At 34.3% G+C, this 13815-nt stretch carries 9 protein-coding genes and 5 pseudogenes; 2 read left to right on the forward strand and 12 right to left on the reverse strand.

The genetic code is table 11. From position 1 onward, the window contains the following. Positions 1 to 62 precede the first annotated feature (62 nt). The 6 genes and pseudogenes from MKX37_RS15815 to MKX37_RS27480 all read right to left on the reverse strand — a co-directional run. A pseudogene (locus tag MKX37_RS15815) lies at positions 63 to 506 on the reverse strand (acyl-ACP desaturase); the annotation flags it as partial. A 291-nt stretch (positions 507 to 797) separates the two neighbouring features. Beyond that, a pseudogene (locus MKX37_RS15820) lies at positions 798 to 959 on the reverse strand (DMT family transporter); the annotation flags it as partial. A gap of 61 nt (positions 960 to 1020) precedes the next feature. Continuing rightward, a pseudogene (locus tag MKX37_RS15825) lies at positions 1021 to 1449 on the reverse strand (alpha/beta fold hydrolase); the annotation flags it as partial. Positions 1450 to 1921: 472 nt separating this feature from the next. After that, positions 1922 to 3151, reverse strand: coding sequence for a serine hydrolase domain-containing protein (locus tag MKX37_RS15830; protein ID WP_002128176.1), 1230 nt, complete (start codon positions 3149 to 3151; stop codon positions 1922 to 1924). A gap of 508 nt (positions 3152 to 3659) precedes the next feature. Beyond that, positions 3660 to 5192 carry a thiol-activated cytolysin family protein gene (locus MKX37_RS15835; RefSeq protein WP_341089003.1) on the reverse strand — a complete coding sequence of 511 codons (1533 nt, stop codon included), beginning with the start codon at positions 5190 to 5192 and terminating at the stop codon, positions 3660 to 3662. A gap of 311 nt (positions 5193 to 5503) precedes the next feature. Further along, a pseudogene (locus tag MKX37_RS27480) lies at positions 5504 to 5599 on the reverse strand (DUF4158 domain-containing protein); the annotation flags it as partial. Between the two features lie 163 nt (positions 5600 to 5762). On the opposite strand from MKX37_RS27480, the pseudogene MKX37_RS15840 reads away from it, so the two are divergent. Next, positions 5763 to 6344: pseudogene (locus tag MKX37_RS15840) on the forward strand (recombinase family protein). A gap of 332 nt (positions 6345 to 6676) precedes the next feature. Here the strand turns inward: MKX37_RS15840 and MKX37_RS15845 are convergent. Beyond that, a complete protein-coding gene (locus MKX37_RS15845) occupies positions 6677 to 6907 on the reverse strand; it encodes an alpha/beta-type small acid-soluble spore protein (RefSeq protein ID WP_002128181.1) in 231 nt (76 codons plus the stop codon). Positions 6908 to 7035: 128 nt separating this feature from the next. Further along, a complete protein-coding gene (locus MKX37_RS15850; protein WP_000541014.1) occupies positions 7036 to 7158 on the reverse strand; it encodes a hypothetical protein in 123 nt (40 codons plus the stop codon). Positions 7159 to 7566: 408 nt separating this feature from the next. On the opposite strand from MKX37_RS15850, the gene MKX37_RS15855 reads away from it, so the two are divergent. Beyond that, complete coding sequence (locus tag MKX37_RS15855; RefSeq protein ID WP_000743643.1) at positions 7567 to 8982, forward strand: S8 family peptidase; 1416 nt, start codon at positions 7567 to 7569, stop codon at positions 8980 to 8982. Positions 8983 to 8992: 10 nt separating this feature from the next. Here MKX37_RS15855 and MKX37_RS15860 read toward each other — a convergent pair whose 3' ends face one another. From MKX37_RS15860 to MKX37_RS15875, 4 genes are all read right to left on the reverse strand, one after another. After that, positions 8993 to 10447, reverse strand: coding sequence for a sensor histidine kinase (locus MKX37_RS15860; protein WP_002128187.1), 1455 nt, complete (start codon positions 10445 to 10447; stop codon positions 8993 to 8995). Further along, a complete protein-coding gene (locus MKX37_RS15865; protein WP_001014563.1) occupies positions 10447 to 11127 on the reverse strand; it encodes a response regulator transcription factor in 681 nt (226 codons plus the stop codon). The genes MKX37_RS15860 and MKX37_RS15865 overlap by 1 nt, the downstream gene beginning before the upstream one ends. Before the next feature lie 63 nt (positions 11128 to 11190). Then, positions 11191 to 13038 (reverse strand): FtsX-like permease family protein, encoded by a 1848-nt coding sequence (locus MKX37_RS15870; RefSeq protein WP_002128190.1) that lies wholly within the window; start codon positions 13036 to 13038, stop codon positions 11191 to 11193. Next, entirely contained in the window at positions 13013 to 13792 is a 780-nt protein-coding gene (locus tag MKX37_RS15875; RefSeq protein ID WP_002128192.1) for an ABC transporter ATP-binding protein, read from the reverse strand. Before MKX37_RS15875 ends, MKX37_RS15870 begins: the two co-directional genes overlap by 26 nt. Positions 13793 to 13815 lie beyond the last annotated feature (23 nt).

The following is a 13815-nucleotide window of genomic DNA, read 5'->3' on the forward strand; positions in this document are numbered from 1 at the left end:
GTGTCAGATTCCCCATAAAGGGAAGGGGAATTTCCCCACTTATATTCTGAAATCTCTACTCATTAACATAGATCAGTTTTCCCTTGAAAACGACCAAATCGCTCCCGTATTTTTTTCAATCTTGTGTGGTACTCCATAATCTCAATTCTTGCTTTTTCAGTTAGAGGTGCAATTGGTCGTAAGTCTTTTAAACCCCAATAATCAACCACTACATCAAGTACTGGATGTAATGGTCCATAATTCGCTTCTTTTGCAATCACAGCCATTCTATTTTCAAAATCAGGCATGACAGCACCTGGCATTTTAAAATTTCTAATTATATTGGCAATATGATAGCAATAGTTAAGTTCCAATTCCAAATGTGTTCAAATGACGTCTCGATAAAAAGCATAATGAAGGGTCTCATCTTTGGCAAGACAGCGTAATAATGTAGCAAGATCTGGATCATGCTTACTTGCAATCTTAGCGACATTATTGTAAAACACCATCGTTGCAAGTTCTTGTAGTTATATAAAATAAAAGGGCCTCCTAGGGAATAGGTGGCCTTTTTACTTCAAAAAAAAGACTAGCAGTATATACTAGTCTTCTAAATGAGGTACCGCCACACCGCTATCAACCTAAGAAATCAATCACCCCCAAAACGAAAAAAACGAGTTGAATTCACATAAATAACTGTAGAAAAGTAAAAATTCCGTTTAGGGGGTACTTCAAGACCTTAGCATGATGGGCATGTATAGTGCCCCCTAATAAATAACCATGTTCCGCTTCCAACCATTATCAACACTAAATTCTGATTTTTAACTAGTCTTTTTTATCCGTAATTCTATATTTTGATATTTTGTTCCAAATCCTAAAGCAATAGCAGCTCCAATACAACTTGAAAGACAGCCAGCAAATAAATATACAGATAAATCTGATTCGCCAATTATCACAGAAGCTATTCCTCCAATTACGCCGAACTACTAAGCAAAAAATTGGCCACATCTTTGCCAATTTCTTCTCCATACACTTCTGTTTTCAAGCGTATTCGTATTTTAGATTCAACGGCGTATCTTCTGTACCGTGGATAACCAAAGTAGGTATATTAATTTCTTTTAACTTCCCCTCATAAGAATCATCGCCTTTAAGAAGTGAGTGATTAAACATACTGAGTAGGTTATTTGCTCGTTTTATTTCTTTTTCTACCTGCTTATAAGCCCTCTTCTCATCGAACTTATGCTTTGAACCACAGAGTAACACTGATCCTGTAACCAAGTAATTTGCAACAGATTCTTCATCCGACCAATTTAGTTTGGCCCCATTAGCATGGTAAGTAAGTATCTTCTCATCGATCGGAGGCAAATTCCGTTTGTTGTCTTCAGAGCCAAAAATACTTGATGCAATCAAAGTTATACTTAGAACTCGCTGAGGGTTCCTCAAGGCTACAATTTGAGCAATCATTCCACCCATTAGAAAAAGCAGGACAATAATATTAAATTGGCTTCCATTCGCAGGAGTTTAAGCCTTGTATTTATGACTATTTGGTTAAGCAATCGATATGTTGTGCTGAAACGTCAATATATTTAAAAAAGGATCTCTCTTGATAAAGAGAGATCCTTTTCTTATTTCTTCTTTTCTGTCGGTTGGCTTTGTTTAGCGAAATTAGATGAATCATCGAAATTCGGTTGCTTTTTACCAGCATTATTACTTCTACCTTTTCCCATATGTAATGCACCTCCCCTCATCCTTACTATTCCCAATAAAAAATCCTCTTGCATCCAAGAGGATTTTTTATTGGGCTCTTATTAATAATGCCAAACTGTTCTCGTAGTACTTCCAACACTTCCCGTCCTGCCATAGCTTTTAACCATGGTGTTGATGGTGGCCATCATGCGTATAATTTGTCTTGGAGTTTTCCTTTAAACAATACCTAAGTTCGGTTTCAGTCTTCGATTGCTTGGTAGACCGTGGTCCAGAAGTCTTGGATAAGATGCGATGGGGCCGGAGTTGACATCCCAACCTGGGTGAACAGAATTCCAATAAACTGTTTGTCTGGATCAGCGTAAGCTGTAGTGCCAGTTCCGCCATCCCAGCCGAATTGACCGATAGACGCGTAGTCTCCAAGATAGGTACGCACCCCCATCCCAAAGCCCCAGCCACCTTGTATCCCTTGTCCAAACGACAAATGGACGTTGTTTTTGGCCAAATCGTCTCGGTATACTTGTTGTTCAGGAGTAAGACGGTTGGTGGTCATCAGCTGGACTGCGGGCCTAGACAGAATCCGTTTGGTTCCGTGCATCCCTTTGTTCAACAGCATCTGCAAATACGCGTGATAATCGTCGATGGTTGCGAGCAGCCCACCACCGCCTGCTTGAAATGCTGGAGGTTTGCTGTAACGTCCGCCTGCACCCTCATCCCACACGATGAACTCACCTGTCTGCGGATCGGGGTTGAAGGCAGGTGGAAGCCGGTCAATCTTGAGCTCAGGCACGTAGAAACCAGTGTCCTTCATTCCCAGTGGATCGAATATGCGTTCGCGCAGGAACGATTCGAATGTCTGACCCGTGACCCTGGCAACAAGAATGCCGAGCACTTCAATACTGATATGATACTGCCACCGCTCTCCGGGCTGGTAGCTTAGCGGAAGTGCACCTAGGCGACACATAAACTCATCTGGATCGGGCATATCCTGCCCTGGCGTGTCGAATATCCCACTCTCGAAGAACGCGTTCATGATCGGAGAACCCATCAACGTGAGATCCACTCCGAGACCGAATGTGGAGGTCAACAGGTCTCGTACAGTGATAGGACGCCGTGCTGGGACGGTCTCTTCCAGTGGACCATCGGGCTGTTTCAACACCTGCCGGTCAGCGAGTTCGGGCAGCCATTTGTCTACTGGGTCGTCTAAATGCAGTTTGCACTCGTCGAGCAGAACCATTACTGGTGAAACTGCGATCGGCTTGCTAGTGGACGCCAATCGAAAGATCGTGTCCCGACGCATTGGTGCGCCACCATCATGCCTCATTGTTCCAAGCGCTTCGACGTGCGTCTCCCCGTTTCGGCTGACTAAGGCGACGAGCCCAGGAATCTTTCCAGAATCGACATGCTGCGCCAGTACATTGCGCATTTTGCGCAATCCTGTTTCAGAAAAGCCTTTATTGTTTTGTCCCATTTTGTTCTCCTTTAGTTTAGATTGAGATTTCTAATACATATTGACAATCAATTATTAGTTCTTCAAATAGAAAAATTCCCCTTTTTAATAATTTCGACAAAATGTATTTATGTATATGGAGGCATCATAAATCACTATCAACCTAAGATAAATTTATATCTATAATTCATAGAGAACGTTATTCTTTTTGTAGAAATATACAGAAAGGATGGCGATGTGTTGCTATCCCATTGTGGATTAAGTAGGAAGAGGTACTTTGAGGATAGTGCCTTTTCTTTATAAAAAATCCAAATGCTGATACATAATGAATTAATAAAGATAGGCTAATTTAAATTTATAGGGATTTAATAATAAGGAATGAAATCATTGAAAACATTCATGCAGCCATCAAAAAATATGATTATAAGATTTGCGAATTGATTATGATATATTTGAAAAACGCCGATATACTTTCAACTAAGTAAAAAAGCGCCCTGTAAACAGGGTGCTTCGAACGTATACGTTGCCTTTAATTATGATTAATATTAGCAGTTGGGTATAATGTTGTTCCTCCAATTGAAACCTTTATTTCATTTGTTAACGGAACATTTTGTTCATTAATAATTGTTCTCCACCATTCCCATGCAAGACCTGTACATTCTCTCGCTACGACTTTTACATTTTTTGAATTCGGTGGAAGTGGTATGACTGTAGAGAAATGAGCAGTTTTGTCTCTACCGCTTCCTTCCCAAGTTTTATGTGTTAGTACTTCTTTCCCATTTTGATCATATGAGAATTCATCCCAAGATACATCAAATTGAGCAACATATGCACCGTAATGATCAAGCGTCATTTTAGCACTTGAATATTCTGTAGTTGTAGTCTCAATATAATCTGTATTGTTATGAACAGCCGCAGTTGAATTATCTTTTAAGAAAGTGCTTGTATATGAAATTGGGTATGCTGGATTTTTAAGACTTAATTCAGCATTATCTTTAATGATATTTCGGATTTCATTGAAATCTTTAGTAACAACCTTGTTATGCTCTTTCGCATCTCCGCCTAATACTACAGCAGTAAAAGTACTTTCTTCAAAAATATCTTTGTACTGTCCATTCGTTTCGACGCTGTTATTCTTAAGTAAGGCTTTAAAAGCAGCTTGTACATCTTTGCTCTTAGATGTTGTTTCTAATTTTACATAAACAGTTCTACCATAAGCTACATTTGAGACCATAACAGGTGGGGCCGAATTACTTACACCTTTACGAGTTAACTCACCAAAAGTAACACTATTATCAAAAAGATCGGATGGATTGTTAGGTAGTTCAGCACTTACGGTATAAAATATTTGCTTATATGCCGCTACCATCACTTTTTTCTCTCCATTTGCAACCGCATTAAAATCAATGTTTAGACTGTTATCAAGATATTTAGCGTTAACGTTAAGGGCACTTGCGATTTGTGATTTACTATAAACCATAGATTCTGTATACTGCATTCTTGCAGGTAACGTATGTGTTTTAGAATACTTTTCATTCCAAGTAGATACTAAATCATCTACCGCTCCAGACACATTACCATATGTTGGATTTGGAACAGTTATTGTATTTTCTTTTCTCATGCCAGGTAAGTCTATACTAATATTCAAAGGTTTTCTCTTAGCCACTAATAAACTAAGTTGATTATCTGCAAAAGCTTTATTTGCAAGTTGTACGGCTCCTGGATAAGTACGATTAGCCACAGAATCAATAATCGAAATATCGACTGGTGAAGTTGTAAGTGATTTTTTCTCACGTTCAACTACTACAAATTTACCATTTGAATTGATACTTTCTTTCGGAACAAAACTCTCTACTCTATCACCATTTACTGCTAAAATATCTCTACTATCATACTTTAAACTTGCTATGCCAGTATCAATGCCACTAGCATTTTTTGTTGCATCATTTGCATTACCTGTTTGTGTTTCCGCGAAAGAAATAGATGAATAATTAATAGTGCATAAACTAACTAATAAACATGTTAGAAATTTTATTCCTTTGTTGTTTTTCTTAATTTTCAAAAAATATCCCCTTCTGTTTTTCGTATTAAGGTATGATAATTATTTATAAATAATTGCCGAATAATAAACTTACATAAATACTTTTAAAAGTTCTTGAACTAATGGAATTACTCCACCTAAAAATTTCAAAACTGCCATTGCGATTTCCATATTATTTCCTCCTCTTTTGTTGTTGCTAAGATGTGATTTATCTTTATGTTTTTATTATAGTAAGCGCTTACATTATTATCAATACATTCTTATATGTAATATTGCATATGAGAATGTAGCAGGTTCCCTTTGCATTGTTAATAAGAGTAGCATTAATCATATTTTCCATTCTCAGATAATGGTCTTCCTGGAAAACGTAAGTAAGCAATTTGTATGGCAAATCCTAATCTATTAGCGAATCCAAGTTGTTTTTTTACTTTTTCAAATTAGAAGCACTCCATATTTAAACTGGTCTTTGAATCGTATATATTTTAAATCCATCCCAATAGAGTGTACTCTATTGATACAATTATAGTAGACTTATAAAATCTTAGTTAAGAGCGTCTCATAAGACTTAATCTCAAAAAAGGGGGTGATGTTTTGCGGAAAATCGGTTATATACATGTCAGTTCGACTAGCCAGAACCCTTCAAGGCAATTTCAGCAACTGAACGAAATTGGAATGGATATTATTTTTGAAGAAAAAGTTTCTGGAGCAACAAAGGATCGCGAGCAACTTCAAAAAATGTTTGAGGATTTACAGGAAGGTGACATTATTTATGTTACAAACTTAACTCGGATCACTCGTAACACACAGGATTTGTTTAAATTAATTGAGTTTATACGAGGTAAAAAAGCGAGCTTAAAATCACTAAAGGATACATAGCTAGATTTATCAGAAGATAATCGATACAGCCAGTTCTTAATTACTGTAATGGCTGGTGTTAACCAATTAGAGCGAGATCTTATTCGTATGCGACAACGTGAAGGGATTGAGTTTGCAAAAAAAGAAGGAAAGTTTAAAGGTCGTTTAAAGAAGTATCATGAAAATCACGCAGGAATGAATTATGCAGTAAAGCTATATAAAGAAGGAAATATGACTGTAAATCAACTTTGCGAAATTACGAATGTGTCTAGAGCTTCATATGCATGTGTACCCCTTCCCTCCTCACCCCATATATAATGAAAAGATGTAACAATTAACAGATAAGTAGAAATATATTATACAAACATTAGGTTGTCTATATAAAGAATAACATGCAAATAATTAAAGGGGGAATTTGTTCAAAATAAGTGAAAGCATACACTTTAACTACAGGGAAAGACAATTCATGTTTTAAAACCTTTCAAACCATTCATTTTACCTCAAAACGAATTCAAGACATTTAGATACCTATAATGCGTTATAAACTAATATGACCCTTCATTTTTTTGTATAGATTCTATATTTTTGAAATCAATGTAAAAATATAGGAAAAATACCTTTCGTTTAAAGAAAGGATATTTTTTAATTGCTTATATGGTATGTTGATGCAATCTATATTGTCCCATTAATTGTTCCTCACCCATTTGAACAATTTGCTTAGTAATTTCTCCACCAACAGAACCATTAGCACGCGCAGATGTTTCTGGACCAAGTGTAATCCCTAGTTCACGAGCAAATTCACATTTCATCTGCTCGATTGCACTTGCAGCAGCGGAAATATGAATTTCATTATTATTGTTTTCGTGTCTTTGAATATTCATAATTACACCTCCATTTTATTCGTATATAACATGTGCGTAATTATGATATTTATACATAACACGATTCATTTCTGTCTCATATTCTGTCTAGTAAATTGCTTTTCTTTTTTATACTCGATTAGATGAATTTAGAACGCATCCGAATCTTTGATTCCTAAAACATTCATTTCTTCTTTAAATAAACGCCATGGCTCTACTATTATTGCTTTTTCACGACCATCCCTTAAGGTGAAAACTCTTAAATATCCCATCATACACTCTCCTAAATATTTAAATTCACATTTCATTTTTATTGCTATTGCTATACATATTTATAACCTTCAAATACAAAAACAATAAGTTCCCTACTGAATAAAGACCTAAATACAGATACCCCCTATTTACTTTAGGATACTTTTTTAATTTCATTCACTCATTAGAACAAAAAATTGATGGCTTCTCCACCAAAAGAATTATGCTTCTGTTTTTAAAGTAACTCCAAAGAAAGTAATATTGCGCTAAATACCACTTATATGTACGGTATATACAGATTTAAAATTCCGAATGATTTGTTACCTTATTTATAGGATCTAAGTGGAATTATAAAGTGGGCAATAGGGCCTTGTTCTGCGGTTCATCTTCAAATTCTACCTCCAATTTATAAAAGTAAGGGGATAATTATGAAAAAACAAGCAATCACTGTCATTTCAACCGCGTTAACGTGTTTTTTACTTTCTAATGTAGGACATGCTCAGGAAAAACCTAAGCAATATTACACCGTTTTATTAAAAGACCCATCAAAATTTGAGCAAGGCATCACTGAGATAAAAAAGGAGAATGGAGAAATTACTTATACTGTCCCGGAGATAGGACTCATTCAATTCAAAGGAGATACACAAATTTCTAAAAATCAATCTCCCTTATTTGAATCAGTTAATCCTTCTTTGCAAGTCGAAAAACCAGAGGTTCCTCATTCCATAAAAATGCCTAATTTATCAACTCTTTCAACAAAAACATTAGATACAAACCTACCTCCCTTATGGGATATGCAATGGGACATGAAGGAAATTACTCATAATGGAGAAAGTTATAAAAAAGAAACTGGCTCTCATAATGTGGTTGTTGGAATTATTGATTCGGGAGTCGATGTGGATCATCCTGACTTAGTAAAAAATCTTATTCCTGGATCTAAAAACTTCGTTCCAAAGGGAGGATTGAGAGGTACTGAACCTGAAGAGACAGGTGATATTAATAATATAAATGATATCAATGGCCATGGAACTCTCGTTTCAGGATCTATTGCTGCAAATGGGGAATTAAAAGGCGTTGCTCCTGATACGGGAATCAGAGCATATCGTGTATTTGGAAATAAATCAGCTGATGCAGCCTGGGTCATTAATGCCATCATCGAAGCAGCTAAGGATGATGTAGATGTTATCAACCTTAGTCTTGGTTCCTATTATGTAAATGGAAAAGTCTATGAAAATGGAAAACTTGTAGACAATGGATGGGCAGAAGTAGAAGGTTACAAACGTGCTATAGAATATGCCAATCAGCATGGTAGTGTAGTAGTAGCTTCTGCAGGAAATGATTCTGTAAACGTGGCTAATAAACAGGAGCTAAATAACTTTCTTAAACAAAAATATGAAAAAGAGGGGAAAATATTTACTGGTGTAGGAATAGAAGCACCTGGGGAATTACCAGGTGTAGTAACAGTATCATCAACCGGTCCAACCGGACAACGTTCTGTATTCTCTAATTACGGAGAAGGGGTCATTGACATATCTGCTCCAGGAGGAGATTATCGTTTATGGCAACAATATGGCGAAGAGGTATGGTGGAATACTGGTCTTTTCCGACAAGAGGAAGTACTGACAACTTTTAATACTGGAAGATACTTATTTGCCGCTGGTACATCAATGGCAGTTCCGAAAGTATCCGCTACACTAGCTCTAATTATCAATCACTATAATTTTAAAAATCAACCGAAAAGATCAATTTCACACCTTTACAAAAACGGAATAAAGAAAGATATAGCACCTGATAAAGCCTCTTGGGGGAACGGACAGCTGGACGTATATAATGCTATTAAATAATGAAAAGGAACTATGACAATTCATAGTTCCTTTTTTCGTTACTAAAAAGAGAATGTATCGTGAATGAAATGCATGCCCCTTGAATCTCATTATTTTCAGCATGAATTTCTCCACCGTGTTTTTTAACCAATTTTTCCACGATATACAAACCAAGTCCATGATGTAGTTGATTTGACCTTGAAAGGTCACCTTGGTAGAATTTACTAAATAAAAACGGAATATCTTTTGTATTAAATCCAACTCCAGAATCCGAGATAGAAAAAGACATAACGTCTTTTTTCACCTCCACTTGCACATCAATTCTTCCTTTTTTTGGAGTAAAACGAATGCTATTAGAAATAATATTCGTAAGAATTTGATGCAAACGATTCGGATCAAGTGCAAACTTAAGATTTTTTTCTTCTGATTTAATAAGTAAAGTATAGGTTAATTGTATATCTTCATTTTCTGCCAATTCCTTAAACTCTTCAAGCATTTCTGGAATCATTTCAGCTGGAGCTATATTGCAAATCATAAGAGTGAAATCAGGGTTGTCCACTTCAGAGACTCTCCTCATTTCTTCTGTTAAATGCAATACTCTTTCTGTATTATTCTTAATTGTTTGCAAGTAGTGATGAATCCGTTTTTGATTATTTGGCATGGGTTCCATTAATACTTCTACATGAGACAAAATAATAGTTAACGGTGTTCGCAAATCATGTGCAATGGAAGCAACCATATCCCGACGTTCCTGTTCTAATTTCCATTGAACATACAATGAATTTTTTAATTCTTCCTTCATACTATTGAAAGAATCAATTAATATACCTATTTCATTTTCACTTTCATATTTTATTTCAAAGTCTAAATCCTTGTTTTTAATTTTTTGTGAGGCCATTATTACCTCTTTGATAGGTTTATTCAACTGTTTTCCTAAACGCTTAGCTAATAAATAAGAATAAAGCGTTAAAAATATAAAAGGAACAAGAAAAGCAATAATAAATACATATTCTATGTAATAATCAATAGATGCAGCTAATATGTATCGTACAGCAAGCACACCAACTAGTTTACCATTACTTATAATTGGAATGTATTTTGTAATTAGTTTACCATTTTGAGTAGATGTATTTATTTTATGATACACTTCTTTATCATTTTTCAATAATTCATCGCTCAATGTACCATATAATCTATTTCCATTCGTATTCATAACTTGATAAGTAATTCCTTGCATTGGAATCACTTTCTCTAGTTTTTTTTGATAGGATAAATCTACTATTTTATCCCCATTCATTTCTACAAATTTTTCAATGCTGGGCACTTGTTTTTCATAATGGTTGGCAGGTAAAACAGATTTTTCATTATAAATAAAAAGAAAAGAGTATATTAAAATTAACGTACAAACCGTACTGACAATACTTAAAAATATTACAGCTGCAAATGTTAGAATAAATTGGTTTTTCAACGATAATTTTTTTAACATTAACATTTCTCCAACTTATAGCCAACTCCCCATACGGTTTTAATATGGTAAGTTGACATACCTAAACTTAACTTAGCTCTTAAGTTATTAATATGTACTATTATTGTATTGAGATCCCCAACTGCATCCAGCCCCCAAATTTTTTCATAAATTTGTTCCTTAGAAAAGATTTGTCCTAGATTTACCGTTAAAAGCTCTAATATTTTAAACTCTTTACTCGTTACATCTATTTTTACTCCATCAATGAAAACATCATGCTGTGAATAGTTAATGGTCAAGTTTCCTAAGAAACGTTGATTTTGCAAGTTTACACGTTCTCTTTTCTCACGCCTCAAGTGGGCCTCAACACGTGCAATTAGCTCCTTAACTTGGAATGGTTTTGTAATATAGTCATCTCCACCTAAAGTAAAGCCTTTTACTTTATCTATTTCTGAATGTTTAGCACTCAAAAATAGAATCGGGCATTTTATTTGTTCACGAACGACCTTACAAAATTCAAAACCGTCCATTTTAGGCATCATAATATCTAAAATGACTAAATCAACTTGTGTTTTTAAATGATCTAGCGCTTGTTCTCCATTGTAGGCCTTGAGAACTTTATAATCACGATCAGAGAATATATCAGAGAGTACATCTACAATTTCTGACTCATCATCTACAACAAGAATCGTTCCATTCATAAAAAAACACTCCTTTCTAGTTTAGATTAAAAATCTTATTATTTTGTAAAATATATTTTCTTGTTAATTAATATTCTTTTCATGAACAACTTTTTTATAGTAATAGTGGTTTGAAATGAAGAAAAATATTAATTGGAAGACTAAGAAAATAAAAAATATTAATATTATTGAGTAAATTTTAATTCCTCCCAATATATTTTGCAAGGCGTAGATTGCTATAAATAGATTTATCCCCCCCAGAATAATTGGTACAAAGAAAATTATAGCAATTTGAACCCTTAATGTTTTTTTTATTTCATTGAAATTCAAACCGATTTTTCTTAAAGAGTGAAATATTTTTCTATCATTAGATATATCTTCATATAACTTAAACCAAAGAAGACTGGATAAAGCAATTAACAAGATAAAACCGATAAATAATGCTATTATCCATAAAACTGAAGTTAATTGAACTGTATTTTCATAATGTAGAAGACGAACACTGGACTGTTCCTTTATCTCTAAAGGGAGTGTCTCAAATAATTTTTTTAGTGCACTATAACCCTTATTATTTTCCTTGAAATCTAATGTGTAAAATGAAACATGTTGAGTAGGTAATGATCCCTTCTCTAATTCATTAAAAGTATCTGCTGGTACAAAAGCTACATTATCTATCCGAGATACCGAGTTAATCGCCTGTTTTTCGACCATATTTTTTACTATCAATTCTGTATTACCGTTATTTGTTTGGATATGCAACTTATCGATATTCTCATTTTTTTTACTAAATAACAGGTTATCTTTTTTTGTTTCTGTCCAGTCCTTTATAAAGAATGAATCTGTTTGTAGTATAAAGGTTTTACCTTCTCCCTTTGATGAATTCAGTAATATACCTTCCCATTTTTTCTTATGAAATCCCTCAACCTCTCCTTTGAAGTTTTTCTCTAAAGCAGATTCTAGTGTATTCTCTTGTTTTTTATCAACAATAAATATAGCTGGCTGTGGGTGGCTATTTCGCATTCTTTGATCATTCAACTCTGAATATAAATATATGGAGCTGATTAATATCATTATCATTGATAAGAGTATTGAAACAAGGAAGATAATTTTAGCATTATAATAAAGTTTTTTTCTTAGACTTATAAATATTAGCATTCGAATGCCATTTAAATGCTTTTTTTCTTTATTGATTAAATAGGATACAGTTCCTACTAATCCGTGCGAACAAAAAAGGTACGTTCCTAATAATAAAAGAGCAGCTACAGGTAGAAAAGAGAATAATAGTACGGGTAAAGATGCATTAAGGATAAAAACATAAGAAATAACCAAAATTAACAGGGAAATAATGAATTTCTTCTTTGAAAACCTAGGTAAATCCTTTGGTTTTCTTGTCTCTTGAAATAATTCCAAAACAGAAATGCGTCCGATTTTATAATAACTACGCAATGAAACAAAAAAGAACAGAACTCCAAACAAAATAACTGTAAAAAAGGTAGCAATTGGAGAGAAGAAATAGGAAAATGACTCGCTTAAGAAGAGAGATTTCCCGATGAAATCAAAAAAGCTTTTGGATAGTACTATACCAATCATAATCCCAATTAAGATAGAAATTGCTCCAATTATCGAATTTTCTAAAACTATGATAATAAATAATTGTTTTTTTGAAGCTCCGAATGTTTTCCAAATACCAATTTCCTTTTTCCGTTCAGTAAGAAAATGGTCATAAGAATATGAAATGAAAAAGCATGAAAATAGCAAGATGATGAATTCACACGCAATTAACAGTTGCTCTATTCCAGAAACTTTTGGATATGAAAGAAATGCTGCGTACATATAAAAAATTGTAACTGATAGAATACAACTTACAAGATACACTATATACAGTGAAAGATTGCGAGTTATATTTTTAAGTGCGAGTGAAAATATTGACATCATTCTCCCCCACTTCCTTAGAGATATAGAGTAGTATACGTTGATTGAAACTGAATTGCTTTTCTTCATGGGAACGTTGCATCTCATGAACAATCTTGCCATCTTTCAAAAATATGACCCTGTTGCAAAAACTAGCAGCTACAGAGTCGTGAGTTACCATTAAGATTGTTGATTTATGTGTTTCATTCAATGTTTTTAGTATATTCAATACATCATAAGCAGATTTTGAATCTAGATTTCCCGTCGGTTCATCAGCAAATAACAGATAAGGATCGTTAATTAACGAACGAATAATAGCAGCTCTTTGCTGTTGTCCCCCAGAGATTTCATAGGGATACTTTGGCAAAAGCGGTTCAATATTTAGTTCATTCACTAATGTTTCGAGTTTATCCCTAACACCCTTTTTGCTCCCCATTCTTAAAGCTGCGGGTAGAAGAATATTTTCTTCAATTGTTAAGTGATCTAACAAATTGTAATTTTGAAAAATAAAACCAATATTTTCGCGACGATAATTGCTTAATTGATCACTATTCATATTAGTTAAATTCTGTCCCTTAATTGTAATTTCTCCATTTGAAGGAAAATCAAGAGAGGAAAGCACATTTAAAAGTGTAGACTTTCCACTCCCTGAAGGTCCCATAATCCCTACAAAATCTCCTTCATGAACAGTTAAGTTGACATTATTTAAAACTGGATATTCTTGGAAATTAGTTTTATAAACTTTCTCAATTCCTTTAGCTTCTAACATAATCATGGTAAACCTCCCTTCTATCCTTT

Origin of the sequence: Bacillus sp. FSL R5-0709 (assembly GCF_038004785.1) — a bacterium.
GTDB lineage: Bacteria > Bacillota > Bacilli > Bacillales > Bacillaceae_G > Bacillus_A > Bacillus_A mycoides.